Raw genomic sequence first — 25,276 nt, forward strand, 5'->3', positions numbered from 1 at the left:
CGCGAAAGCGAAGCGACAGCGGCAATTATGCCGAGGCATAATTGATTAAAAAAGGGGATTAATGAGAAATGACGAAAATAGCATTTGTTTTTCCAGGCCAAGGTTCTCAAGTAGTTGGGATGGGGCAAGAGTTTATTGAGAATTCGGCAGAAAGTAAAGCATTTTACGAGCGTGCAAATCAATCACTTGGCTTTGAACTATCTAAGCTTATGCTAGAGGGACCAGCCGAGGAGTTAACATTGACTTACCATGCTCAGCCTGCACTCCTAACTACAGGTGTGATGGTTGCAGAAAAATTACGTGCAGCAGGTATTGTGCCAAATTATGCAGCTGGACATTCACTTGGGGAATATGGCGCGTTAGTAATCGCTGGTGTGCTATCGTTTGAGGATGCAGTGTCTGTTGTGCATAAGCGTGGGCTTTATATGAATGAAGCTGTACCTGCAGGGCAAGGTGCTATGGCAGCCATTCTAGGGATGGAGCTTGAGGCATTACATGAAGTAACTGAAAAAGTATCTGTGGCAGGTGATCCAGTTCAAGTGGCGAATGTAAACTGTCCAGGACAAATCGTTATTTCTGGCACAAAGGAAGGCGTTGAAAAAGCTTCCTTAGCGGCAAAGGAAGCTGGTGCAAAACGAGCAATTCCTTTAGTTGTTAGTGGTCCATTCCATTCAGAACTAATGAGACCATCATCTGAAAAATTAAAAGAAACATTGGCTAATCTATCAATGTCAGCTCCACAAATTCCTGTAATCGGCAACGTAATGGCGAAAGAATTAGAGGATGTTCCGGCTATTCAACATGAGCTAGTAGAACAAGTATATAGCGCTGTGCAGTGGGAAGCATCTGTGCGTGAAATGATCGCACAAGGTGTGGATGTCTTTATTGAGTGTGGACCAGGCAAAGTATTAAGTGGACTAGTGAAAAAAATCGATCGATCTGTTACGACATACTGTGTTTATGATGAAACATCATTAGAGGCTGTACTAGAAGCGGCGAAGGAGTGGACAATTAATGCATAAATTAGAAGGTAAAGTAGCTGTTGTAACTGGTGCTTCACGTGGAATAGGACGTGCTATAGCATTAAAGCTTGCTAATGAGGGTGCTAAAGTTGTCGTAAACTACAGCGGCTCACAGGCAAAAGCAGAAGAAGTGGTCGCGACGATTCAAGAGAATGGCGGCGAGGCAATAGCTGTACAAGCAAGTGTTTCAAAAACAGAGGAAGTTACAGCATTAATGGATGCAGCGGTAAAAACATTCGGCTCACTTGATATTTTAGTAAATAATGCGGGTATTACGCGTGATAACTTGTTAATGCGTATGAAAGAAGATGAATGGGACGATGTGCTAGATACGAACCTAAAAGGCGTTTTCCTTTGTACAAAAGCAGTAACACGTCAAATGATGAAGCAACGTGCAGGCCGTATCATTAATATTTCATCGATTGTCGGTGTAGCTGGTAATGCGGGGCAAGCTAATTACGTAGCTGCAAAAGCAGGTGTTATTGGGTTAACTAAAACGACTGCTAAGGAATTAGCATCACGTAATATTTTAGTAAACGCGATTGCACCAGGCTTTATCGAAACTGAAATGACTGAACAACTACCAGAAGATCTAAAGCAAGGTATGCTTACGCAAATTCCGCTAGCGAAACTTGGGCAGCCTGAGGATATCGCAAAGGCAGTAGCTTTTCTAGCTTCAGATGATGCTAACTATATGACTGGTCAAACGTTACATATAGATGGCGGCATGGTCATGTAATTTCGATTAGTCATAAATAATGATTTTTTGTATAATCATTTGAGGGGAGGTGAATGATTTGACTACAGTATTAGAACGCGTAACAAAAGTAATCGTGGACCGTTTAGGTGTTGAAGAAAGTGAAGTAACTCTAGAAGCTTCTTTCCGTGATGATTTAGGTGCTGACTCATTAGACGTAGTTGAGCTTGTAATGGAGCTTGAAGACGAATTCGATATGGAAATTTCTGATGAAGATGCTGAAAAAATCTCAACAGTAGGTTCTGCAATTTCATACATCGAAAGTAAAATAAACTAATTCGTTTTAACTTTATCTAGCAGAAACTTAATCACCTCTAGCGGTGCTGACATGACTGCGGTCATTTTACAATAAAAGTTTATGATTGAATAAAGTTAAAGCCTTTAGCAGAAATTACTCCTGCTTTTTCTTACATGTGAAGAGCAGAAAATGCTAAGGTGTATTTAAAAAAAAAGGGACGAAATGGTTCGTTATGCGAACTGTGACCGTCCCTTTTTTTTATTTTGGGAAATAATTAAATGATAAAACTTCCAAAACATTGTATTTAAGCCGAAATACTTTTGCATAAATGCCTTGAAAAAGGTACACTTAAACGGTAGAAACTATTAGGAAGGCAGATTGTTCAATGGCTATGAAAAGAAAAGGAACTATGCAGAAATCGGGCGTACTTCCTGAAAAAGTACGCAATCAATTCGAGCTGTTACAGCATGAATTAACTATCACATTTAGTAATAAAAATTTATTGTATCAAGCATTCACGCATTCATCTTATGTGAATGAGCATCGCCGTAAATTGTTTACGGATAATGAGCGTCTTGAATTTTTAGGAGACGCAGTACTTGAACTGTCTGTTTCTAAATACCTTTTTGAGAAATACCCTCATATGAGTGAAGGTGAGTTAACGAAGCTACGGGCATCCATAGTATGTGAGCCATCACTTGTTATCTTTGCAAATGAATTAGGTTTTGGCCGCTTTGTATTACTCGGAAAAGGTGAGGAATTAACAGGTGGACGGGAACGCCCAGCGCTACTTGCAGATGTATTTGAGTCATTTGTTGGCGCCCTTTATTTAGATCAAGGCTTACAAACGGTTGTGTCCTTTTTAGAACGAATCGTATTCCCGAAAGTAGAAATCGGTGCTTTTTCGCATGTGATGGATTTTAAAAGCCAATTGCAAGAAATGGTACAGCAAACAAATAACGGTCTTCTTCATTATGAAATTGTTGATGAAAAGGGTCCAGCACATAACCGTACCTTTGTATCGAGCGTACTGTTAAATGGACAGGAGCTTGGAATTGGTCGTGGGAAATCAAAAAAAGAAGCCGAGCAGCAAGCAGCGCAATGCGCAATGCGTATGATGCGTGAGCGCACTGCAAAAGAGGAGGCTTAATAGATGTTCCTAAAACGACTCGAAGTGATTGGCTTTAAATCTTTTGCGGAGCGCATTGGAATTGATTTTGTACCCGGTGTTACAGCAGTAGTTGGACCAAATGGCAGTGGAAAAAGTAATGTCATTGATGCCATTCGTTGGGTACTTGGGGAGCAATCGGCAAAGTCGTTACGTGGGGCAAAGATGGAGGATGTTATTTTTGCTGGGAGTGACTCACGTAAGCCACTAAACTTTGCAGAGGTAACACTAATTTTAGATAACACAGATGAACAGCTTGCTTTTTCATATACAGAAGTCAGTGTAACAAGACGCGTATACCGTTCAGGTGATAGTGAATATTTACTTAATAACCAGCAGTGTCGCCTGAAGGATATTACGGACTTGTTTATGGACTCGGGACTTGGGAAAGAGGCCTTTTCCATTATTTCACAAGGTCGTGTCGATGAAATTTTAAATAGCCGACCTGATGACCGTCGTTCAATTTTTGAAGAGGCAGCTGGCGTGTTAAAGTATAAACTGAGAAAGAAAAAGGCAGAGCATAAGCTTGTTGAAACAGATGAAAATTTGTATCGTGTTTTAGATATTCTACATGAGCTAGATAGTCGTCTGGAGCCGTTAGAAATTCAGGCATCAAGTGCAAGAGATTATGTGCAAATGTCAACTGAGTTAAAGGATTTTGATATCGCTATCCTTGTGCACGATTTAAAAAATTGTGCACAATCTTTGCATGCTCTAAAAACTGAGTACACAGAGCTTTATGAAACAGAACAAAAACAAGCTCATCATATTTCTTCGATAGATAAACAAACTGCTAGTATTCGTAAGCTTTTAAAAGAGCTAGATGACTATTTAGATACGACTCAGGCTGAGTTTGTTAATGCAACGATGGAGGTAGAGCGTTGGGATGGTCGTAAAGCGTTAATGGCTGAAAAGCGCCAAAATGCTTCTAATCAACTACTTCAATTAAATACGGCATTACAAGAAGCAAAAGATGAGGTTGAGGCTCTTATAGCTCAAGAGCAAGAGAAAAAAGAATTGTTCGGTGAAAAGCAGCAAGAGGTATCAGAGCTGAAACAAAGCATTAAGCAAGTAGAGCAATCTTTGAATCGCTCTGTTTCTGAAATTGAACAAGAAATTGAAGAACAAAAAAATCGATATATCGACTCCTTAAACGAAGAAGCAACAGTAAAAAATGAATTAAAAAATATTGAACAACAATTAGTGCAGCAAAAAGCGATGGCGGCACGAATGTCCGGCCAAACGGATGAAATCGGGCAAGAGCTTGCACAAATTCTAGCGGAAAAAGAGAAGTTAGCTGTTGCTCATACTACAACAACAAACGTATTACAGGAAAGACTTGAGCAATATGAAGCATTGCAAATACAGCTTAAGAACGTGGATGCATCATTTAATGAAAAGCAGGATATGCTTTATAAAGCTTATCAGCATCAGCAGCAACTTAAGGCTAGAAAAGATACGCTAGCTGAACTAGAAGCAGATTTCTCTGGGTTTTTCCATGGAGTAAAAGAAGTATTATTAGCGCGTGATAAAGGTGAATTAGCTGGAATTGAGGGAGCCGTTGCTGAGTTAATTCAAGTGGAAGGGAAATATTCTCAGGCTATTGAAACGGCATTAGGGGCAGCCTCTCAGCATATTGTGACAACCGATGAACGATATGCTCAACAGGCGATTCATTGGTTAAAACAAAAAAGAGCTGGACGCGCAACATTTTTACCGAAAACAGTTATCAAGTCACGGAAAATCAATCTATCTATGATTCAACAAGCCACTGAGCATCCAGCATTTGTTAAAATGGCTGATGCACTTGTCACGTTCGGTGAGGAGAACCGCACAATTGTCGAGAACCTCCTTGGCAATGTCATTGTTGCATCAAGTTTAGAAGGTGCAAGTCAAATTGCTCGATTATGTGGGTTTAGATATCGTGTTGTAACACTTGATGGTGATATCGTCAATGCAGGCGGTTCATTAACGGGTGGTGCAACGAAGCAACAATCTTCACTTTTTACAAGAAAAGCGGAATTAGATGGTTTAATAGTAAAGCTAGAATCGTTGGAAGCATCTATTTATAGTGCTGAACAGGCTGTCACGGATGAAAAAGAGAAGCTTGCAGTATTGCGAGACAAAGTAGAGCAATTGAAACTTGACGGTGAACAACTACGAAAAGATGACATGCAACAAGCGGGTCGTATTCGTGAGCTAGAGGTTGTCGAGAAAAGCTTATCGGCACGAGTATCTTTTGCTTCTAATGAAACGCAAGATGTAAAAACTCGCGAAGAGGCATTGTTAGCTCAAAAGGAAGCGGCTACGGAGCGTTTAACGGCACTAGCAACAGAGCTCTTAGAGATAAATGAAACAGTGGAACAACTAAGTAAAGTGAAGCTACAAAGTGAATCGGAGAAAGATGTACTTCGTGAGCAGTCAGCAGAAAAACGCTCGCAGTTAGCAGTAATGCAGGAGCAAATGTCACAAGTGCAAATTGCTACAGCAGAGTTAGCCTTACAATTAAACAAAGCTCGTCAAAAAGTCGACAATATTTCTCAGGAAATAATCTGGCTTCAATCTGATGATTCGACAAAACTTTTAAGCGATGAAGAAGTGGATGAGCAGGTTGCTACGTGGAAAGCGCGAAGAGATTCGCTGCAGGATACTATTTCACAGAAAAAAGATGAAAAAGTAGCGCAACAACAAGAGCTTACTTCTTTAGAAGAACAGCTGAAAGAATTGCAACGTACACATAAAGGCTATCTTGAGGCGATCCGTGCAAATGAATTGAAGCGAAGTCGTGTAGAATTCGAAATCAATAATTTCAATGAACAGCTAGAAGAGAATTATCAGCTAACATTTGAAGAAGCTGAAGAATTAGCCCTTGCAATTGAAGATGAAGAGCATATGCGACGTCGAGTGAAATTACTGAAGAAATCTATAGAAGAGCTAGGTCCTGTTAATTTGAGCGCTATTGAGGAATACGATCGGGTACTTGAACGCCATTCATTTTTAACAGAGCAGCGCGAGGATTTACTTGCTGCACAGGAAACATTACATGAGGCTATTAAAGAAATGGATGAAGAAATGACGCTACGATTTAGTGAAACATTCTATGCCATTCGAGAGCAATTTAAACGTGTATTCCGTGAATTGTTTGGTGGCGGTCAGGCAGATTTAGTGTTATTGGACCCTCAAAACTTGCTTGAAACAGGGATAGAAATTGTAGCTCAACCACCAGGGAAAAAATTACAAAATCTAAGCTTGCTTTCTGGTGGTGAACGTGCACTAACTGCAATCGCTTTATTATTCTCCATCCTAAATATACGACCTGTACCATTCTGTATTCTCGATGAGGTAGAGGCGGCTTTAGATGAGGCAAATGTCGTTCGATATAGCCAATATTTGAAGAAATTTAGCCTTAATACTCAGTTTATTGTCATCACACATCGTAAAGGAACGATGGAGGGAGCAGATGTGCTGTATGGTATTACAATGCAGGAATCTGGTGTATCTAAACTTGTATCAGTAAAATTAGAAGATGAACCCGAACTTGCGGAGCAAAGGAGCGAACAAGCATGAGTTTTTTTAAACGTTTAAAAGATAAATTGGTAGGCAACCCAGTCGAGGAAGAAAAAGTAGAAGAGATTACTGAAGAAGAAGCTGCTGAACAGAAGCAAGACGAAGCAACAGAGCCTGCTCAAATTGAAGAAATTGTAGAGGAAGTTGAAAAAGTAGAGGAAGTTCCTGTAACGGAAAGCTCAATTGAAACTGAAATCCCTGAAGCAATGGAAGATCAAGAACAACTAGAGCAACAAGAAGTGCAAGAAGTCGCGATAGTAGAAGAACCAGAAGAGGAGAAAAAACCTTCTGCATGGTCTATTACACAAAAGTTCAAGGCTGGACTGGAAAAAACGCGTAATTCATTTACTTCAAAAGTGAATGATCTAGTTGCTCGCTATCGAAAAGTGGACGAAGATTTCTTTGAAGAATTAGAAGACTTATTATTACAGGCAGACGTTGGCTTTGAAACAGTAATGGAGCTAATGGACAAATTACGCTTTGAGGTTCAGCGTAAAAATATAAAAGATACAAACGGAATTCAAACGCTTATTTCTGAAAAACTTGTGGAAATTTATGAGCAAGGAGAAGAAGATTTAATCGAACTTAATATGCAACCTGAAGGTGAGCTTACTGTCATTTTATTCGTTGGGGTAAACGGTGTTGGGAAAACGACTACCATCGGTAAACTTGCTCATCGTCTAAAATCACAAGGAAAAACAGTTGTTTTAGCGGCAGGTGATACTTTCCGTGCTGGTGCCATCGACCAATTACAAGTTTGGGGAGACCGTGTTGGCTGTGAAGTGATTAAACAATCGGAAGGCTCAGATCCAGCAGCGGTTATGTACGATGCAATTCGTGCAGCGAAAAACCGTAAAGCAGATGTGTTGATTTGTGATACAGCAGGGCGCTTGCAAAATAAAGTGAACTTAATGAATGAGCTTGAAAAAGTTCATCGAGTAATCTCTCGAGAGATACCGAATGCTCCGCATGAAGTACTATTAGCATTAGATGCAACAACAGGTCAAAATGCACTTGTTCAAGCACAAACATTTAAGGAAGCTACAAATGTAACAGGGATCGTTTTAACAAAGCTTGACGGCACTGCTAAAGGTGGTATTGTTCTCGCTATTCGAAATAAATTACACATTCCTGTGAAGTTTATTGGTCTTGGTGAAAAGATGGATGATTTACAACCATTTGATGCAGAGCGCTATGTGTATGGCTTATTTGCGGATGGTTTAGATAAAGAATTACAAAATAGTGAGGATTAACAAGTAGTAATTTGTTAATTGAAGCGCTCGTCTGTAGTCAGGGGAATCGCATTGTTTAAAAGGGAAATACTAGCTATAGGTGAAAAACGCCTAAAAAGCAGTTAATTAAGGCTTTTAGACAAGGAGATTACCTTGACACAGACGGGCGCTTTTCGTTATGATACAAATGACTAATAACGGGAGGAGAAACATTCGATGCTACTTGAAAAAACAACACGCATGAACTTTCTCTTCGACTTTTATCAAGCATTATTAACAGATAAGCAACGAAGTTATATGGAGCTATATTATTTAGATGATAACTCGCTTGGAGAAATCGCTGAATCGTATGGAATTTCACGCCAAGCTGTTTATGATAATATTCGTCGAACAGAAGCGATGCTTGAAGAATATGAAGAAAAACTATGTTTATTGGAAAAATTCCAACAACGTACACAAATGCTTGCGCAGCTAACAACAGGGATTACAGAACAAAGTATGACAAGTGAAGAGCAATTGGCGCTTATAGAACAGTTGAAAGAATGGGATTAGGAGGCGAAAGCAATGGCTTTTGAAGGATTAGCGGAGCGACTCCAAGGAACGATCCAAAAGATTAAAGGTAAAGGTAAAGTATCGGAACAAGACGTTAAAGAAATGATGCGAGAAGTCCGATTTGCTTTAATCGAGGCGGATGTTAACTTAAAAGTTGTCAAAGAATTCGTTAAAAAGGTCAGTGAACGTGCTGTCGGTGTGGATGTTATGCAAAGCTTAACGCCAGGTCAGCAAGTTATTAAAATCGTACAAGACGAATTAACAGAATTAATGGGTGGCGAGCAAAGCCCAATCAAATTTAACACAAAGCCACCGACAGTTATTATGATGGTCGGCTTACAAGGTGCGGGGAAAACGACTACTACTGGTAAATTGGCAAATGTGTTACGTAAAAAATATAATCGTAAGCCATTACTAGTTGCTGCTGACGTTTACCGTCCAGCGGCTGTTCAACAGCTACAAACATTAGGAAAGCAGTTATCCCTACCTGTTTTTACGTTAGGGACTGATGTATCTCCAGTTGAAATTGCACGACAGGCAATTGAATTGGCAAAAGAAGAACATCATGATGTTGTGATAATTGATACAGCAGGTCGCTTGCATATCGATGAAGAATTAATGCAAGAATTAAAAGATATTCGTGCGTTAAAAGAACCAGATGAAGTGTTCCTAGTTGTAGATGCTATGACAGGTCAGGATGCTGTAAACGTGGCAGAAAGTTTTAATGAAGCAATCGGCATTACAGGGGTTGTTTTAACAAAGCTCGATGGTGATACACGTGGTGGTGCGGCGTTATCAATTCGTTCCGTTACACAAAAGCCGATTAAGTTTGTCGGTATGGGTGAAAAGTTGGATGCGTTGGAACCTTTCCACCCAGAGCGTATGGCGTCTCGTATATTAGGTATGGGTGACGTTTTATCGCTTATTGAAAAGGCTCAGGCAAATGTTGACGAAGCAAAGGCTAAAGAACTAGAGGAAAAGTTTAAAACTCAGAGCTTTACATTTGATGATTTTGTTGAGCAATTGCAGCAAGTAAAGAAAATGGGTCCGCTTGACGAAATTTTAAAAATGTTACCAGGTGCCGGCAAAATTAAAGGCTTAGATAATGTTAAAGTTGATGATAAGCAAATGGGCCGCGTAGAAGCTATTATTTATTCGATGACACCTGCTGAAAAGACGAATCCGGAAATTATTAACGGTAGCCGTAAAAAGCGTATAGCGAAGGGTTCTGGGACATCAATTCAAGAGGTAAATCGTTTAATAAAGCAATTTGATGAAATGAAAAAAATGATGAAGCAAATGACAGGCATGGCAAGTGGCAAAGGAAAGAAAAAGATGAAACTACCAGGCTTCGATTCATTGTTTAAATAATAATTTTTAGGTGTTAAGAAAAAACACTTTACAAACAACCTAAACATTGATAATATACTATCTTGTGTGAAACTTATTCGGAGGTGCTATTAAAATGGCAGTTAAAATTCGCTTAAAACGTATGGGAGCTAAAAAATCTCCTTTCTATCGTATCGTAGTTGCAGACGCTCGTTCACCACGTGACGGTCGTTCAATCGAAACAGTTGGTACTTACAACCCACTTACTCAACCAGCTACTGTAAACATCGATGAAGAGAAAGCTCTTAAATGGTTAACTGACGGTGCGAAACCATCAGATACAGTGCGTAACTTGTTCTCAGAACAAGGAATCATGGAGAAATTCCATAACCAAAAATTCAGTAAATAATCGGGGGCGACGTCTTTGAAGCAGCTGATTGAAGCAATCGTTTTACCGTTAGTCGATTATCCAGAAGAAGTTCGTATAGAGACGGATGAAAATGCAAATCGAATTGTTTATAAACTTTTTGTTCATCCAGAGGATCGAGGGAAAGTCATAGGCAAGCAAGGGCGAGTAGCGAAAGCAATTCGTACAATTGTTTATTCAGCGGCGGGTAGTCACCATCAAAAAAAGACCTACGTCGATATATTGGATTGATAGAAAAGATTTTCACGCTCTTTTACATGCAACAAGCACTGGAGAGTCCTGATGGGTATGTTTACATGCACTTAGGAATTCGAAGTGGCCTTGAGGTAAAGCGGAAAATCTGGACTACAAAGGAAGGAGCTTGCCGGTTCCTTCCTTTTTTCATTATCATCATTACTTTGAGAGGTAATTGAACATAATGACATTAAGGGAGACTGGTCAACTTCTTAGCTATAACATCGTCCGCAAAAAGTTAATCTGCTACTTTAGGTGAAAGTGAGAGAAGGTTACTTTTGTTCTGGCTAGCTAGTAGCTTGACGGGGATAGGCATGTTTAGCAATTGTGTACTGTGCGAAAGCGAAGTGACAGCACAATTATGTCAAGGAGAAATTGATACGAGGTGAGATTTGAATGGAATGGTTTAATGTAGGTCGTATTGTCAATACGCACGGTATTCGCGGTGAGGTGCGTGTGTTATCAACAACAGACTTTGAAGATGAGCGCTTCGCAGTAGGAAATAAGCTTGCGGCGTTTAAAAAAGACGATAAAAAGCCAACATGGGTAACGATTGAATCAATGCGTCGTCATAAAAACTTCATTTTATTAACTTTTGAAGGAATGAATAACATCAACATTGTTGAACCTTTTAAAGAAGGAATGCTTAAAGTTACGAAGGATCAATTGACAGATGATTTATTAAAGGAAAATGAATTTTTCTTCCATGAAATAATTGGCTGTACAATTGTATCTGAAGAAGGCGAAACGATCGGAGTAGTGGCCGATATTCTTCAAACGGGTGCAAATGATGTATGGGTAGTCAAGGGTAGTAAAAAAGAGCATTATATCCCATATATCGAGGACATCGTCAAGGAAATTGATGTTGATGAAAAGAAAATTGTGATACATGTAATGGAAGGCTTGTTATGATGAATATCAATGTGTTAAGTCTATTTCCTGATATGTTTACAGGCGTCTTTGGTGCATCCATATTAAAGAAAGCACAGGAAAAAGGTGCTGTACAGTTAGAAGTAACTGATATCCGTGGATTTTCGGGTAACAAGCATAATCAAGTAGACGATTATCCGTATGGTGGTGGCGCGGGAATGGTATTAAAACCAGAGCCGATGTTTAGCGCTGTCGAGTCCATTACGGAAGGAAGAAATCCTCGTATCATTTTGATGTGTCCACAAGGTGAACGTTTTACTCAAAAAAAGGCAGAAGAGCTAGCGCAAGAACAAGAGCTAGTATTTTTATGTGGTCATTATGAAGGCTATGATGAACGCATTCGTCAGCATCTTGTTACCGACGAGATTTCAATTGGAGATTTCGTATTAACAGGTGGAGAGCTAGGGGCTATGACGGTTATAGATAGCGTTGTACGACTTCTGCCGGGGGTTTTAGGACAAGAGGATTCCCACATACAAGATTCGTTCTCAACAGGTCTTCTAGAGCATCCACATTATACACGACCTGCTGAATTTCGTGGCATGAAAGTACCTGATATTTTACTATCGGGCAATCATGCGAAGATTGAGCAATGGCGTGAGGAAGAATCTTTGAAAAGAACATTCGAGCGTCGTCCGGATTTACTCGAGAATTATCCGTTAACAGATAAGCAAAAATTGTATGTAGAAAAACTTAAAAACAACAATAAAGATGCTTGATTGCTATCTATATTTATGATAACATCTAATCTGTACTTCTATGTGGAGTACTGAATTACGGTGTTCCGCTGTGGCATAGATTGCGTGCAAGAGCATCTGTCTAAGGAGAGAAAACAATGTCAAACATTATTACAGAAATTACTAAAGCTCAGCTTCGCACTGATCTACCAACTTTCCGTCCTGGTGATACTGTTAAGGTACACGTGAAAGTAGTAGAGGGTACTCGTGAACGTGTCCAAGTATACGAAGGTGTAGTAATTAAACGTCGTGGTGGCGGTATTAGCGAAACTTTCACAGTTCGTAAAATTTCTTATGGTGTAGGTGTTGAACGTACATTCCCTGTACACACACCAAAAATCGCTAACTTAGAAGTTGTACGTCGTGGTAAAGTACGTCGTGCTAAACTTTACTACCTACGTAACCTACGTGGTAAAGCTGCTCGTATTAAAGAAATTCGATAATTATGACTTAAAAGTGAGGGGCTTGTGCAACAAGCTCCTTTTCTTTTTGCTTGTCATCTTAAATAGCTATCAACTAAAATGAGGATAGACAAGGGGGCAATTCTCGATGGAAAAACAGGTTAAGGAAAAGAATGAACTATGGGAATGGACAAAGGCACTTCTAATTGCATTTGCGATTGCAGCGATTATTCGTTATTTTTTATTTACACCTATTGCAGTAGATGGAGAGTCCATGATGCCAACCCTTGAAGATGGCGATCGAATGATTGTGAATAAAATTGGTTATAAAATAGGTGAACCAAAACGCTTTGATATTGTTGTATTCCATGCTCCAGAAAAGAAGAACTATATTAAACGTGTTATTGGGTTACCGGGAGATACTTTAGAATATAAAAATGATAAATTATACATTAATGGTGAACCGATAGACGAGCCTTATTTAGATGCTTACAAATCAAAAATTACAGAAGGTACTTTAACAGAGGATTTTACGTTAAACGACATTGATGTAAACCTAAAAGATAATGTAATTCCAGAAGGTTATGTTTTCGTTATGGGAGATAATCGTCGATACAGTAAGGACAGTCGTCATATTGGACTCGTCGATCAGAAAGAGATTATTGGTAATACAAGTCTGATTTTCTGGCCGTTTAGTGATATTAAAATTGTAAAGTAATTCTTGAAAGGGAGAGATCAATTATGCCTTGGCATAATTGCGTCTGGAATCGGCTTTGTGCTTGCACAAAGAACTCCTTTCCGATTCCGTGACATCCGCCGGAGGCTTTAACTTCTTTCAGCAGGCGTTTGGACACCTGCTGAAAGAAGTTAAAACTCCCTTTTTCTTTTAGTTTAGGAGGTATAGATATGACTATACAATGGTTTCCAGGGCATATGGCAAAGGCCCGCAGAGAAGTAACAGAAAAATTAAAGCTCGTTGATATTATATTTGAATTAATAGATGCACGTTTGCCTCTATCTTCCCGAAATCCGATGATAGACGAAGTGATTAATCAAAAACCACGTCTTCTTATTTTAAATAAATCAGATATGGCGGATGAGCAGGAAACACGTAAATGGGTTGAATACTTTGCTCAACGGGGCCATAAGGCAGTAGCAATCAATTCCCTTGAAGGCAAAGGATTACAGCAGGTGACAAAGGCTGCTCAAGAAATATTAAAAGAAAAATATGAGCGTATGAAGGCACGTGGGATGAAGCCAAGAGCTATTCGTGCAATGATTGTTGGAATTCCTAACGTAGGGAAATCGACGCTAATTAATCGATTAGCAAAGAAAAATATAGCTAAAACAGGTAATACTCCGGGTGTAACTAAGGCTCAACAATGGATAAAGGTTGGCAAGGAGCTTGAATTACTCGATACGCCAGGTATTTTATGGCCGAAATTTGAAGATCAAGAAGTAGGCTACAAATTAGCCCTAACAGGTGCTATAAAGGATACTATAACGAATATGGAGGATTTAGCTGTATATGGTCTACGCTTTTTATCCATTCATTATCCAGCACGAATGGAAGAACGATATGGCTTCCAGTTTGTACATGAAGATTTAGTTGAGACTTTCGACCATATCGGTAAACTTCGTCGTGTGTTCGGTCCTGGCGGAGAAATTGATTATGATCAAGTATCTCAACTAATCGTTAGAGATATTCGTGGTTTACAATTAGGCAAACTAACATTTGACTTTGTTCACGAACAACTTGAAAAAGAAGCAGAGCAGCAATAAAGAAAACTGTCATACTCACGTCATAAATCGTGAGCGTGACAGTTTTTCTTTTAGGAATACTTCTTCTTGCCGATAAATGATATAGAGCGTGAAAAAGAAGTTATAATTATTTTGGGATTAGCATTTTAGCTTAAAAGAAACGAAAAACGTACTAGAACGTAAAATTAACGAGTTGGGAGTGTTTAAACAGTAGTCATTTTCATGGACAAACATGAACAAATATAGACAAAAGTGTTATGGCGTTCATGAGGTGATAAAGATGATTAAACCAAATGAAATGGCGAAACGCTTAGGTGTTTCGCTTAAAACACTCCAAAGATGGGATAACGATGGAACGCTTGTAGCACATCGAACACCGACCAATCAAAGGTACTATACCGAAGAGTAGTGGGCTGAATTACAAACGAAAAAAATGGAACGTACTTCTTGATGAAGTTATGCGTGGGGAGGTTGAAGCAATCTATATCACGTTCAAAGATAGGTTTGTGCGTTTTGGATATGGCTGGTTTGAACAATCCAGACTTATCTCCGCAATAGGAATTAGTCGAAGAGTTGATTTCGATTATCCATGTATTCAGTTGTCGTATTTACGGCTTGAGGAAGTATAAAAAACAGATTGAAGGTGACAAAGATGTTAATTGCATACAAGACGGAAATCAATCCGACAAACGAACAAAAGACAAAGATTAATCGCACTGTTGGTGTCGTTCGCTTTGTCGAAAATAAATACCTCGCACATAACATTGAAGTTTATGAAAATGGTGGTTCTTTCGTAGGGTATATGGACTATTCGAAATGGCTTAACAATACATTCGTGCCTATGCACCCCGAATTTTCGTGGATAAAAGATGTATATGCGAAAGCCATTAAACGTGGTTTACAGAATGTTCATACAGCGTTCACAAAATTCTTCAAAGGTGAAAGCGATTTTCCCCAATTCAAGAAGAAGCGCAATCAAGATGTGTCTATGTATTTTGTGAAAAATGACGCTAAAACCATTATCCAGGTGGAACGTCATCGTATGAAAGTACCAACACTTGGTTGGGTGAAATTAAAAGAAAAGGGATATATCCCAACGCATTCGCCTAGTGCAATCGTGAAAAGCGGTACGATTAGTCAAAAGGCTGACCGATACTTCGTTTCCGTATTGGTGGAAGTACCTGATACCAAATCAGAACTCAATCTCGATAACGAAGGGCTTGGTGCTGACTTGGGTATTAAAGAGACGGCAATCCGTAGTGATAGGGTAACTCATAAAAACATCAGTAAAAGTGCGAAAGTGCGAAAACTTGAGCGGAAACTCAAGAAAGAACAACGCAAGCTATCGAGAAAATACGAAGCGGAAAAATTGCGTATCAAAAATAAAGAAATTAAAAAAGGAGAAGCTACTAGACGAAATATCCAAAAACAAGTCTTAAAGGTACAACGTATTCATTACAGCCTTACGAATTTGCGTAATGATTTTCAAAACAAGATTGTGGCAGACATAGCGAAAACCAAGCCGTCATACGTTACAATCGAAGATTTGAATATCAAGGGCATAATGAAGAATAAACATCTTTCAAAAGCAGTCGCTCAACAGAAATTATACGGATTGCGTACAAAACTTGAATGGAAAGCGAAACAAGGCTACTTCGAATTACGCATGGTTGACCGTTGGTATCCAAGTTCGAAACTTTGCCATAATTGTGGTGAAAAGAAAGTAGACTTGAAACTATCTGACAGGACATACCAGTGCGAACATTGTGGTTATACCGCAGACCGAGATTTCAATGCGAGTTTAAATTTGAGAGATGCGAAAGAATACACAGTATTAGCACCGCTATAAAGCAAAACGCAACTGTATATATGTACCGATGGCTAGTCGGGAATTAACGACTGTGGAGAGCTATACAAACCGTAGTAGCGAGCAACTGGCAAGGCGGAGTTCGAGGAAGCAGTAATGTGGAATAAACAATTGGTTTAAACTGATTGGCATAAGCTCCGCAAATTTCTTGATATGGGTATATTTGTCCGTATTTTAAGTAGCAGTAAATAGATGAAAACGATTAAAGAAATTACGACAGCATTGAAGGAAACTGAAGAATGGCAGGACTGGATGACAAGCGTAGCAACTGATGAACGGGCAGGGGTGCAAAAGGCTTGGCAAAGCTGGAATAAGCGCCAAGAGAAAAAACAACAGTTACTCCAGGATCATCAAGCGAAAGTCGATTTTGACCACAGCTATGGAGGAATAGGGGCACTCATTGCAGGGGTAGACGAAGCGGGACGTGGACCGTTAGCAGGACCAGTAGTAACCGCTGCTGTAATTTTACCTGCAAACTGTGAGGCGCTAATCGGCTTAAATGATTCAAAGCAATTATCAAAAGATAAACGTAATGCCTATGCTGCTTTAATAAAAGAGTATGCATTAAGTTATTTTATCCATTTTCAACCAGCGCAACAAATTGATGCGTTAAATATTTACGAAGCGACGAAGCAATCGATGAAGACAAGTGTAGAATCGTTATCTATGAAACCTAATTATGTGCTAGTAGATGCTATGACGCTGCCAATCTCTATTCCGCAGGATTCAATCATTAAAGGAGATGCGAAAAGCCTAGCGATTGCAGCAGCGTCGATATTAGCGAAAACGGCGCGAGATGATTATATGGATCAATTGGACGAAGAATTTCCTATGTATGGTTTTGCTCAGCATGCAGGGTATGGCACAAAACAACATTTAAAAGCACTTGAAGAATTCGGTCCAACTAATCATCATCGCAAGTCCTTTGAACCGATAAAGTCAATGCTCTAAGTGATAAGCCAAATAAAATAGAAAATTGATGAAAGGAGTATGTATATGACAGCCACATCTTTTAATCCGATTCAAATGCAACAAGCTGCTATAACCTCAGCTAATCAGCCGCTTACTTTAAAACAAGGACAAGTATTTCAAGGAACAATCAAACAATTATATCCAGATCAAATGGCAGAAATACAGGTTGGTCAGCAAAAGTTTATTGCTAAACTGGAAGTGCCGCTAAAAGCAGGTGATGCGCATTTCTTTCAAGTAACTGGTATAAGCCCGCAAACAGAACTAAAAGTTGTTACAGGTCCTATGGAGCAGACGGCTTCCCAAAGTCAACAAATTAATCAGTTACTTGAATCAATGAATTTGCCTAAAACAGCTGAAGCACAGCAGCTTCTAGCTCATTTTATGAAAGCGCAACTACCGATTTCAAAAGAGCAGCTGATGCAGGCAGAAATGTGGTTAAAGGGATTACCGGAGGGCGTAAATAAAATGGATGCCCTGCAAGCCATTCAAAAAATGGTAGAGTTTAAAATGCCAATGACAACTGATGTTTTTCAAGCTCTTCTAAGTGGACAAAAAACGGCCGGCATGGTTTCCATAATGGAAAACTTTACACAGCTTTTAACGAAGGATATAGCTTTACCAGAAAACCTTAAGCAAAATCTAATGCAACAAGTACTAGCAATTGCAAAGCCTTTTGAAGTAGAAACAGGTAGTTTAGTACTTGCTAAGTCCATACAAATATTAACTAATAATGCGGCTTCTATGAGTGAAAAGATTCAAGCCATGAATAGTTTAAAAGAGGCAGGGATACTACCTCAACAGGCAACCTTGCAAAATTGGTCCAGCCTTAGTGATGTAAAGTCTATACAGTCAAATCAGCTTCAACAGGCTGGAGAAGTTATTCAAACAATTTTAGCGACAAAATCTGACAATATTAATCAGCTTGTTGATCAGCTTAGATCATGGACAGCGAATCAAAGTTTGTTAACTAATGACCAAAAGCAGTCATTAAATGAACTTATCGATCGATTTAAACAGCTACCAGCAACTAAACAAACGCTAGAGATTTTTGCAAAACAAATGCAAGAACACCTTATAAAAGCATTTGCAGAAAATTCTTCGGAGCGTTTATTTACACAAGACGCCAATGCTCTTTCAGTGAAGGACCATTTATTATCGCTTTTAAAGCATGAAGCCAATACTCCGCTACAAAACGAAGCATTCATGCGAAGTCTCATGAGAAATAGTGTTGAATCCCCGCAATCAATGATTCAGCAAATTGTTACGCAAGCAGATGCTCATGTACAAAATTCTATGGACAGTAAAGCAATGGAACATGCGCTTAAAACGGTATTAAAAAATCTAGGAGTTAGCTATGAAGCGACTATTAGTAATAAGTCAGCCGATTTACAGCAGATTGCACATCAATTAAAACCTCAATTACATACATTATTGCAGGAAGCGCATGTTACTCCTCAGCTGAAGGAAGCTGCAGAAATGTTAATGGCACGTATGAACGGCATGCAGCTAGCATCAGGGGAAAATGGCCATCAGCATCAGCTTATTATGCAAGTACCATTAGAGTTTTTCGGCAAGAAAATGGATGCAACATTACAATGGAATGGGCGTATGAAAGAAGACGGTAAAATTGATGCCAATTATGCGCGTATATTATTTTATTTACAAATGGAATCTATGAAAGAAACGGTTATTGATATGCAAGTTCAAAATCGTGTCGTTTCTGTGACGGTATTTAATGAAAATGATGATATTATTCCGCTTGCTGAACCACTAAAAGCAGCGCTAAAAGTGGGTCTAGCTGAAAAAGAGTATCAACTTTCAGGTGTTTTTATTAAACAATTTGAAAAAGCCCAATCTGCAAAAACAACCCCTGTAGTAGAACAGCAGGAGGAACATAGTGGGGTGGATTTTCGCATATGAGTGAAGAAAAATTTACTCGAAAAGAGGCTATTGCTCTCACCTATAAGTTAGGACGTTTTGATAGTCCAACGGTCGTAGCAAAAGGGAAGGGGAAAATAGCAGAAAATATTTTAGCGCGCGCGAATGAACACGATGTCCCGATTTATGAGGATCCTAACCTTGTTCAATTACTTGGACAATTAGATCTAAATGAGTCAATTCCGGAAGAATTGTACGAAGCTGTTGCTGAGGTTTTTGCTTTTATTTATCGATTAGATCAACAATATGCGCGAAAATATAGAAAAAACGAAGAATTCTGATATTCATAAAACTCTGTTTTAGTACACGAAACAGAATAAAGCGTCATATTAATAGATAAAAAATGAATAAAAGACAAGGTATAGACTTTATCAGAATCTTTCGTTAGAATAGATTATGTTAGTAAAACAATTTTATGCAAATGTTTGATGGGAGGATGTATTATGAATATCCATGAATATCAAGGGAAAGAGATTCTTAGAAAATATGGTGTAGCTGTACCAAACGGAAAAGTTGCTTTTTCCCCTGATGAAGCTGTGAAAGTAGCAAAGGAACTTGGCTCTAATGTGACTGTAGTCAAGGCGCAAATTCATGCAGGTGGACGCGGGAAAGCAGGGGGCGTAAAAATCGCTAAAAACCTTGACGAGGTGCGTACATATGCAAAAGAATTAATAGGTAAAATTTTAGTGACTCATCAAACAGGTCCTGAAGGAAAAGAAGTAAAACGCTTATATATTGAAGAGGGTTCTGATATTCAAAAAGAATACTATTTAAGTTTAGTATTAGACCGCGCAACGTCCCGTGTAACAGTGATGGGATCTGAAGAGGGCGGCATGGATATTGAGGAAGTAGCTGAATCACATCCAGAAAAAATCTTCAAAGAAGTGGTGGATCCTGTTGTGGGGTTAACAGGTTTCCAAGCACGTCGCATGGCGTTCAATATGAATATTCCAGCTAACCTAGTAGGGAAAGCTGTTAAATTAATGTTAGGCTTGTATCAAGCGTTTATCGACAAAGATGCTTCTATTGTAGAAATTAATCCACTTGTTATAACTGGACAAGGAGAAGTTGTAGCATTAGATGCTAAATTTAATTTCGATGCAAATGGGTTGTATCGTCATAAAGATATTGTCGAATTACGTGATTTTGATGAAGAAGATCCAAAGGAAATCGAAGCATCAAAATATGACCTTAGCTATATTTCACTAGATGGCAACATTGGCTGTATGGTTAATGGAGCTGGTCTTGCAATGGCTACAATGGACACAATTAGTTATTATGGCGGAAGCCCGGCTAACTTCCTAGATGTAGGTGGCGGTGCAACGGCTGAAAAAGTAACAGAAGCTTTTAAAATTATCCTTTCTGATCCACATGTCAAAGGCATTTTTGTAAACATTTTTGGCGGAATTATGAAATGTGACATTATCGCTGAGGGTGTTGTAGCAGCTGCCAAAGAACTTGGTTTAGCTGTGCCGTTAGTTGTACGTTTAGAAGGTACAAATGTAGAACTTGGAAAAGAGATTTTAAATGCATCTGGTTTAAACATCGTTGCAGCGGATTCAATGGCTGACGGTGCACAAAAAATTGTGGGACTAGTAGGCTAAGGAAGGCAGGGAGAACAATGGCTGTATTTATAGATAAAGATACGAAGGTAATTGTACAAGGGATTACGGGTGAAACAGCGCTTTTCCATACGAAGCAAATGCTTGAGTATGGTACTAAAATTGTAGCTGGTGTAACACCAGGTAAAGGTGGTCTTGAAATCGAAGGAGTGCCTGTATTTAACACTGTAGCAGAAGCTGTGGCTGCAACAGGTGCAACAGCTTCAGTTATTTATGTACCTGCTCCATTCGCTGCAGACGCTATTTTAGAGGCTGTTGATGCTGAATTAGAATTAACAATCTGTATTACTGAGCATATTCCAGTACTTGATATGGTTAAGGTTAAACGTTATATGGAAGGTAAAAAGACACGTCTAGTCGGTCCAAACTGTCCAGGTGTTATTACGGCGGATGAATGTAAGATTGGTATTATGCCTGGTTACATCCATACGAAAGGGCATGTAGGAGTTGTATCTCGTTCTGGAACGTTAACATATGAAGCCGTACACCAATTAACACAAGCTGGTATAGGTCAAACTACTGCTGTAGGTATCGGTGGAGACCCTGTCAATGGTACAAACTTTATCGATGTTTTGGAAGCGTTTAACAACGATCCAGAAACATATGCAGTTGTGATGATTGGGGAAATTGGGGGGACAGCTGAAGAAGAAGCAGCTGAATGGATTAAAGCGAATATGACGAAACCTGTCGTTGGCTTTATCGGTGGACAAACAGCTCCTCCAGGGAAGCGTATGGGACACGCTGGTGCTATTATCTCAGGTGGTAAAGGAACAGCGGCAGAGAAAATTAAGGCGATGAATGCTGCTGGGATTGAAGTAGCTGAAACACCATCTGTCATTGGTGACACGCTTATTAAAGTAATTAAAGAAAAAGGGCTATACGAAAAGTGTAAAACCCATTAAAATGGAAGATGTAGCACATTGTGGCTACATCTTTTTCTTTTTCCTTACTTAGACACTGCTTAACATGGTTCTAATGTTATGCAAACGAATCAATTTCTAACTTCCTACTTACTCGGTTTAAAAGAACCTTCAAAAGCTGTGTCACATTGATGTTGTGGTGAAAATAAGGTTCATCACCAAAAGTCGTGGATGACATTTGTTAAAACATATACTATGCAAATAAGTTGATTGGAGTGGAGACTGGGCGACTCCTCGGGGATCAGCGATAGAGGAACGAAGGCTAAGAGCATCACATCCTGTGATAACGCCTTCGTGACCAACATCGTGTTGGCCCGAGACCCTGCAGCGCAGCGAAGCGGCTCATCGGACGCCCCCAGGAAAGCTCTGCTCTGCGCGAAAGCGAAGCGTCAGCGGCAAATGTTTTAACTGTGCGAAAGCGAAGCGTCAGCAACAAAGCGCCCAGTCGGAACGGAAATCAACCACACGTTTTGGTGATGATCCGAAAATAAAAATGCGGTCATTTAATTTCTTCTATATAAAAGGAGGCTTTTAAATGATTTTTTCAGTTGATACACAGAGATTGCTAACTTTACATTATATATACCCATTACCACTTCAAAAACTTCAGCAATTATTGTCCCCGGTGGATATACTAAGTTATTTTGAAGAAGCGCCCCCATACGAGATTGCAAAAGCACTGCAAATATCATCGAGTAGAGCTTTGGAAATGTCCAGGGTTTTTCGGCAAATAATGACATTGCCATTTGAAGAAGCTTATGAAAGGACCAATATTTCCCCGATACCTTTTCATCATCCCTTTTACCCGGCGCAATTATTTGAAATATCCAGTCCACCTACTGTATTGTATGTGAAAGGTCGATATTCTCTATTGACGAAAGAAAAACAAGTAGCCATTATAGGTTCTAGAAAGGCTACAGCATATACAAAAACTGCGATGGACCTAATCGTTCCACCTCTTGTTGAACACGGATATACAGTTGTAAGCGGGCTTGCAAGAGGGGCAGATACGATAGCTCATGAGACAACTATAAAAGTTGGCGGTTCCACAATTGCAGTACTTGGTCATGGGTTTAATTATTTATACCCTAAGGAAAACCAGTCTCTCGCTGAGCATATGGCGGAGCAACAATTACTTGTCACAGAGTATCCTCCATATATGAAGCCTGAGAAATGGCATTTTCCAATGCGCAACCGAATCATTAGTGGGTTGTCCAAAGCTTTAGTTGTAACCGAAGCTGCATTAAAAAGTGGCACACTTATTACAACTGACTATGCATTAGAGCAAGGGAAAGATGTATTTGTTGTACCGGGTCCAATTAATGCGGAGCAATCAAAAGGCACAAATAAACTACTATTAGAAGGGGCTATTCCAGTGTGTAATGGTCACGAAATAGTTGAAACACTTACGCTCTTTTCTAACAAAAATTGAAAAAAAGTTGCATTATCTTAAAATCTGTTATACATTTTGCAACAGGTAACTTAAAAAATAAGCAATAGACCTCTCTAAGGGGGAGACATAGATGGCGGATTATTTAGTGATTGTAGAATCACCAGCAAAAGCAAAAACAATTGAACGATATTTAGGAAAAAAATATAAAGTGAAAGCGTCAATCGGACATGTTCGTGATCTACCGCGTAGCCAAATGGGTGTTGGTCCTGAAAATGATTTTGAACCTAAATATATTACTATTCGTGGTAAAGGGCCTGTTTTACAGGACTTAAAGTCTGCAGCTAAAAAAGTGAAGAAAGTCTTCCTAGCGGCCGATCCAGACCGCGAGGGAGAAGCGATTGCTTGGCACCTTGCGACTGCGTTAAATATTGATATTGAATCAGATTGTCGTGTCGTTTTTAATGAAATTACAAAAGATGCGATTGTAGAATCCTTTAAAAATCCACGTCCTATTAATATGGATTTAGTAGATGCACAGCAAACACGTCGTATATTGGACAGACTTGTTGGTTATAACATTAGTCCAATTCTGTGGAAAAAGGTTAAAAAGGGATTATCTGCAGGACGAGTACAATCTGTAGCACTACGCATGATTATTGATCGCGAAAATGAAATTAAAAACTTCCAACCGGAAGAATATTGGACAATTGAAGGTTCCTTTGAAAAAGGGAAGAAATCGTTCGATGCGCTTTATTACGGTAATGGCAAAGAAAAAATTAAATTAACAAATGAAGAACAAGTAAAATCTATTTTAAAAAATGTTAAAGGTACAAGTTTTGAAGTTGTCAATGTATCTAAGAAAGAACGTAAACGAAATGCAGCACCTGCTTTTACAACATCTTCGTTACAGCAAGAAGCCGCACGTAAGTTGAATTTCCGTGCAAAGAAAACGATGATGCTTGCGCAACAATTATATGAAGGTATTGATGTTGGTAAAAAAGAGGGGACAGTCGGTTTAATTACTTATATGCGTACCGATTCTACACGTATTTCAGATACTGCAAAAACAGAGGCAGTTGCATATATTGAATCCAAATACGGCAAAGATTTCATCTCTACTGAGTCGAAGCAGACAAAAAAAGCATCAAATTCACAAGATGCCCATGAGGCTATTCGTCCAACTAGTACGATTCGAACTCCGGATGAATTAAAGGCAGTGCTTAGTCGCGACCAATTGCGCTTATATCGTTTAATTTGGGAGCGTTTTATCGCAAGCCAGATGGCGCCGGCCGTACTTGATACAGTTGCTGTTGATCTACAAAATGGAGATGTTTTATTCCGTGCAAACGGCTCGCAAGTTAAATTTGCAGGCTTTATGAAACTCTATATTGAGGGTACAGACGATCAAACAGAAGAGACAAACAAGCTTCTACCTGAAATGGAAGTTGGCAATCAAGTAAAATCTCTTGAAATTGAGCCAAAGCAACATTTCACACAGCCACCACCACGCTATTCAGAGGCGCGTCTTGTAAAGACAATGGAAGAGTTAGGTATAGGGCGCCCGTCCACATATGCACCGACCCTCGATACAATACAGCGCCGTGGCTATGTCGTATTAGATGCAAAACGATTTATGCCGACTGAGCTGGGAGAAATCGTGCACCAACTCGTACTAGAGTTTTTCCCTGATGAAATAAATATCGAATTCACAGCACAAATGGAGCAAGATTTGGATGATATTGAAGAAGGTAGTCGTCAGTGGAAAGAAATTGTCCGTGAGTTTTATAAGGATTTCGAGGTCCATGTAAAATATGCAGATGAGGCTATGGAAAAGGTTGTTATAAAAGATGAACCTGCTGGCGAGGATTGTGAGCTATGTGGATCTCCAATGGTCTATAAGCTTGGACGATACGGAAAATTTATGGCTTGTTCAAACTTCCCGGATTGCCGCAATACAAAAGCTATTATGAAACCTATTGGTGTAAAATGTCCTTCATGTGAAACAGGCGAAATTGTAGAACGAAAGAGTAAAACAAAGCGTTTATTCTATGGCTGCAATCAGTACCCTGAGTGTGAATTTGTTTCATGGGACAAGCCAATTAGTAGACCATGTCCGAAATGTAGTGCATTATTAGTAGAGAAAAAAATTAAAAAAGGTGTTCAAATTCAGTGTACGAAATGTGACTACGAAGAAACACCTACTCAATGA

At 39.3% G+C, this 25,276-nt stretch carries 23 protein-coding genes and 1 pseudogene; all 24 read left to right on the plus strand.

What is annotated here, in order from left to right; all coding sequences use genetic code 11:
* The first annotated feature begins 68 nt into the window (after positions 1-68).
* The 24 genes and pseudogenes from fabD to topA all read left to right on the plus strand — a co-directional run bounded on the left by fabD (position 69) and on the right by topA (position 25,276).
* Positions 69-1,022 (plus strand): ACP S-malonyltransferase, encoded by a 954-nt coding sequence (gene fabD / locus ACQKMI_RS08435; RefSeq protein ID WP_427488145.1) that lies wholly within the window; start codon positions 69-71, stop codon positions 1,020-1,022.
* Complete coding sequence (gene fabG / locus ACQKMI_RS08440) at positions 1,015-1,761, plus strand: 3-oxoacyl-[acyl-carrier-protein] reductase (RefSeq protein WP_427488146.1); 747 nt, start codon at positions 1,015-1,017, stop codon at positions 1,759-1,761. The genes fabD and fabG overlap by 8 nt, the downstream gene beginning before the upstream one ends.
* Positions 1,762-1,819: 58 nt before the next feature.
* Positions 1,820-2,056 carry an acyl carrier protein gene (gene acpP, locus ACQKMI_RS08445; protein ID WP_068983180.1) on the plus strand — a complete coding sequence of 79 codons (237 nt, stop codon included), beginning with the start codon at positions 1,820-1,822 and terminating at the stop codon, positions 2,054-2,056.
* 346 nt (positions 2,057-2,402) lie between these two features.
* The gene (gene rnc / locus ACQKMI_RS08450; RefSeq protein WP_427488147.1) at positions 2,403-3,167 is read left to right on the plus strand and encodes a ribonuclease III; all 765 of its coding nucleotides are present in this window, start codon (positions 2,403-2,405) and stop codon (positions 3,165-3,167) included.
* A 3-nt stretch (positions 3,168-3,170) separates the two neighbouring features.
* Entirely contained in the window at positions 3,171-6,752 is a 3,582-nt protein-coding gene (gene smc, locus ACQKMI_RS08455) for a chromosome segregation protein SMC (RefSeq protein WP_427488148.1), read from the plus strand.
* The gene (gene ftsY, locus ACQKMI_RS08460) at positions 6,749-8,005 is read left to right on the plus strand and encodes a signal recognition particle-docking protein FtsY (RefSeq protein ID WP_427488149.1); all 1,257 of its coding nucleotides are present in this window, start codon (positions 6,749-6,751) and stop codon (positions 8,003-8,005) included. Before smc ends, ftsY begins: the two co-directional genes overlap by 4 nt.
* 195 nt (positions 8,006-8,200) lie before the next feature.
* A complete protein-coding gene (locus ACQKMI_RS08465) occupies positions 8,201-8,536 on the plus strand; it encodes a putative DNA-binding protein (RefSeq protein WP_323645214.1) in 336 nt (111 codons plus the stop codon).
* 12 nt (positions 8,537-8,548) lie between these two features.
* Positions 8,549-9,907, plus strand: coding sequence for a signal recognition particle protein (gene ffh / locus ACQKMI_RS08470; protein WP_427488150.1), 1,359 nt, complete (start codon positions 8,549-8,551; stop codon positions 9,905-9,907).
* Between the two features lie 94 nt (positions 9,908-10,001).
* Positions 10,002-10,274 (plus strand): 30S ribosomal protein S16, encoded by a 273-nt coding sequence (gene rpsP, locus ACQKMI_RS08475; protein WP_053483320.1) that lies wholly within the window; start codon positions 10,002-10,004, stop codon positions 10,272-10,274.
* Positions 10,275-10,289: 15 nt separating this feature from the next.
* Positions 10,290-10,523, plus strand: a complete 234-nt coding sequence (locus tag ACQKMI_RS08480) for a KH domain-containing protein (RefSeq protein ID WP_004269410.1) — start codon at positions 10,290-10,292, stop codon at positions 10,521-10,523.
* A gap of 399 nt (positions 10,524-10,922) precedes the next feature.
* Positions 10,923-11,438, plus strand: coding sequence for a ribosome maturation factor RimM (gene rimM, locus ACQKMI_RS08485; protein WP_427488151.1), 516 nt, complete (start codon positions 10,923-10,925; stop codon positions 11,436-11,438).
* A complete protein-coding gene (gene trmD, locus ACQKMI_RS08490) occupies positions 11,438-12,175 on the plus strand; it encodes a tRNA (guanosine(37)-N1)-methyltransferase TrmD (protein ID WP_323645587.1) in 738 nt (245 codons plus the stop codon). Before rimM ends, trmD begins: the two co-directional genes overlap by 1 nt.
* 116 nt (positions 12,176-12,291) lie before the next feature.
* Positions 12,292-12,636: a 50S ribosomal protein L19 gene (rplS, locus tag ACQKMI_RS08495; RefSeq protein ID WP_049668419.1), complete on the plus strand. Its 345-nt coding sequence runs from the start codon at positions 12,292-12,294 to the stop codon at positions 12,634-12,636.
* A gap of 106 nt (positions 12,637-12,742) precedes the next feature.
* Positions 12,743-13,312 (plus strand): signal peptidase I, encoded by a 570-nt coding sequence (lepB, locus tag ACQKMI_RS08500; protein WP_427488152.1) that lies wholly within the window; start codon positions 12,743-12,745, stop codon positions 13,310-13,312.
* 188 nt (positions 13,313-13,500) lie between these two features.
* Positions 13,501-14,376 carry a ribosome biogenesis GTPase YlqF gene (gene ylqF / locus ACQKMI_RS08505; RefSeq protein ID WP_427416501.1) on the plus strand — a complete coding sequence of 292 codons (876 nt, stop codon included), beginning with the start codon at positions 13,501-13,503 and terminating at the stop codon, positions 14,374-14,376.
* 253 nt (positions 14,377-14,629) lie between these two features.
* Positions 14,630-15,066 (plus strand): annotated as a pseudogene (locus ACQKMI_RS08510) (IS607 family transposase).
* Positions 15,008-16,204 carry an RNA-guided endonuclease InsQ/TnpB family protein gene (locus ACQKMI_RS08515; protein ID WP_386826815.1) on the plus strand — a complete coding sequence of 399 codons (1,197 nt, stop codon included), beginning with the start codon at positions 15,008-15,010 and terminating at the stop codon, positions 16,202-16,204. The pseudogene ACQKMI_RS08510 and the gene ACQKMI_RS08515 overlap by 59 nt, the downstream one beginning before the upstream one ends.
* A gap of 210 nt (positions 16,205-16,414) precedes the next feature.
* The gene (locus tag ACQKMI_RS08520) at positions 16,415-17,173 is read left to right on the plus strand and encodes a ribonuclease HII (RefSeq protein WP_427488153.1); all 759 of its coding nucleotides are present in this window, start codon (positions 16,415-16,417) and stop codon (positions 17,171-17,173) included.
* A 45-nt stretch (positions 17,174-17,218) separates the two neighbouring features.
* Positions 17,219-19,114: a hypothetical protein gene (locus ACQKMI_RS08525; protein WP_427488154.1), complete on the plus strand. Its 1,896-nt coding sequence runs from the start codon at positions 17,219-17,221 to the stop codon at positions 19,112-19,114.
* Complete coding sequence (locus ACQKMI_RS08530) at positions 19,111-19,413, plus strand: EscU/YscU/HrcU family type III secretion system export apparatus switch protein (protein WP_427488155.1); 303 nt, start codon at positions 19,111-19,113, stop codon at positions 19,411-19,413. Before ACQKMI_RS08525 ends, ACQKMI_RS08530 begins: the two co-directional genes overlap by 4 nt.
* A 162-nt stretch (positions 19,414-19,575) precedes the next feature.
* Positions 19,576-20,736 (plus strand): ADP-forming succinate--CoA ligase subunit beta, encoded by a 1,161-nt coding sequence (gene sucC, locus ACQKMI_RS08535; RefSeq protein WP_323645185.1) that lies wholly within the window; start codon positions 19,576-19,578, stop codon positions 20,734-20,736.
* Between the two features lie 17 nt (positions 20,737-20,753).
* On the plus strand, positions 20,754-21,656 hold the full coding sequence (sucD, locus tag ACQKMI_RS08540) for a succinate--CoA ligase subunit alpha (protein WP_323645183.1): 903 nt from the start codon (positions 20,754-20,756) through the stop codon (positions 21,654-21,656).
* Positions 21,657-22,209: 553 nt separating this feature from the next.
* On the plus strand, positions 22,210-23,106 hold the full coding sequence (gene dprA, locus ACQKMI_RS08545; RefSeq protein ID WP_427488156.1) for a DNA-processing protein DprA: 897 nt from the start codon (positions 22,210-22,212) through the stop codon (positions 23,104-23,106).
* 91 nt (positions 23,107-23,197) lie between these two features.
* Positions 23,198-25,276, plus strand: coding sequence for a type I DNA topoisomerase (topA, locus tag ACQKMI_RS08550; protein ID WP_427488157.1), 2,079 nt, complete (start codon positions 23,198-23,200; stop codon positions 25,274-25,276).

Source organism: Lysinibacillus sp. NPDC097214 (genome assembly GCF_050277945.1).
In the GTDB taxonomy this organism is placed as follows: Bacteria; Bacillota; Bacilli; order Bacillales_A; family Planococcaceae; genus Lysinibacillus; species Lysinibacillus xylanilyticus_B.

Coding starts and splice junctions, on each gene's coding strand:
- fabD (WP_427488145.1), top strand. CDS start 69: ATGACGAAAATAGCATTTGTTTTTCCAGGCCAAGGTTCTCAAGTAGTT.
- fabG (WP_427488146.1), top strand. CDS start 1,015: ATGCATAAATTAGAAGGTAAAGTAGCTGTTGTAACTGGTGCTTCACGT.
- rnc (WP_427488147.1), top strand. CDS start 2,403: ATGGCTATGAAAAGAAAAGGAACTATGCAGAAATCGGGCGTACTTCCT.
- smc (WP_427488148.1), top strand. CDS start 3,171: ATGTTCCTAAAACGACTCGAAGTGATTGGCTTTAAATCTTTTGCGGAG.
- ftsY (WP_427488149.1), top strand. CDS start 6,749: ATGAGTTTTTTTAAACGTTTAAAAGATAAATTGGTAGGCAACCCAGTC.
- ACQKMI_RS08465 (WP_323645214.1), top strand. CDS start 8,201: ATGCTACTTGAAAAAACAACACGCATGAACTTTCTCTTCGACTTTTAT.
- ffh (WP_427488150.1), top strand. CDS start 8,549: ATGGCTTTTGAAGGATTAGCGGAGCGACTCCAAGGAACGATCCAAAAG.
- rpsP (WP_053483320.1), top strand. CDS start 10,002: ATGGCAGTTAAAATTCGCTTAAAACGTATGGGAGCTAAAAAATCTCCT.
- rimM (WP_427488151.1), top strand. CDS start 10,923: ATGGAATGGTTTAATGTAGGTCGTATTGTCAATACGCACGGTATTCGC.
- trmD (WP_323645587.1), top strand. CDS start 11,438: ATGAATATCAATGTGTTAAGTCTATTTCCTGATATGTTTACAGGCGTC.
- rplS (WP_049668419.1), top strand. CDS start 12,292: ATGTCAAACATTATTACAGAAATTACTAAAGCTCAGCTTCGCACTGAT.
- lepB (WP_427488152.1), top strand. CDS start 12,743: ATGGAAAAACAGGTTAAGGAAAAGAATGAACTATGGGAATGGACAAAG.
- ylqF (WP_427416501.1), top strand. CDS start 13,501: ATGACTATACAATGGTTTCCAGGGCATATGGCAAAGGCCCGCAGAGAA.
- ACQKMI_RS08515 (WP_386826815.1), top strand. CDS start 15,008: ATGTTAATTGCATACAAGACGGAAATCAATCCGACAAACGAACAAAAG.
- ACQKMI_RS08520 (WP_427488153.1), top strand. CDS start 16,415: ATGAAAACGATTAAAGAAATTACGACAGCATTGAAGGAAACTGAAGAA.
- ACQKMI_RS08525 (WP_427488154.1), top strand. CDS start 17,219: ATGACAGCCACATCTTTTAATCCGATTCAAATGCAACAAGCTGCTATA.
- ACQKMI_RS08530 (WP_427488155.1), top strand. CDS start 19,111: ATGAGTGAAGAAAAATTTACTCGAAAAGAGGCTATTGCTCTCACCTAT.
- sucC (WP_323645185.1), top strand. CDS start 19,576: ATGAATATCCATGAATATCAAGGGAAAGAGATTCTTAGAAAATATGGT.
- sucD (WP_323645183.1), top strand. CDS start 20,754: ATGGCTGTATTTATAGATAAAGATACGAAGGTAATTGTACAAGGGATT.
- dprA (WP_427488156.1), top strand. CDS start 22,210: ATGATTTTTTCAGTTGATACACAGAGATTGCTAACTTTACATTATATA.
- topA (WP_427488157.1), top strand. CDS start 23,198: ATGGCGGATTATTTAGTGATTGTAGAATCACCAGCAAAAGCAAAAACA.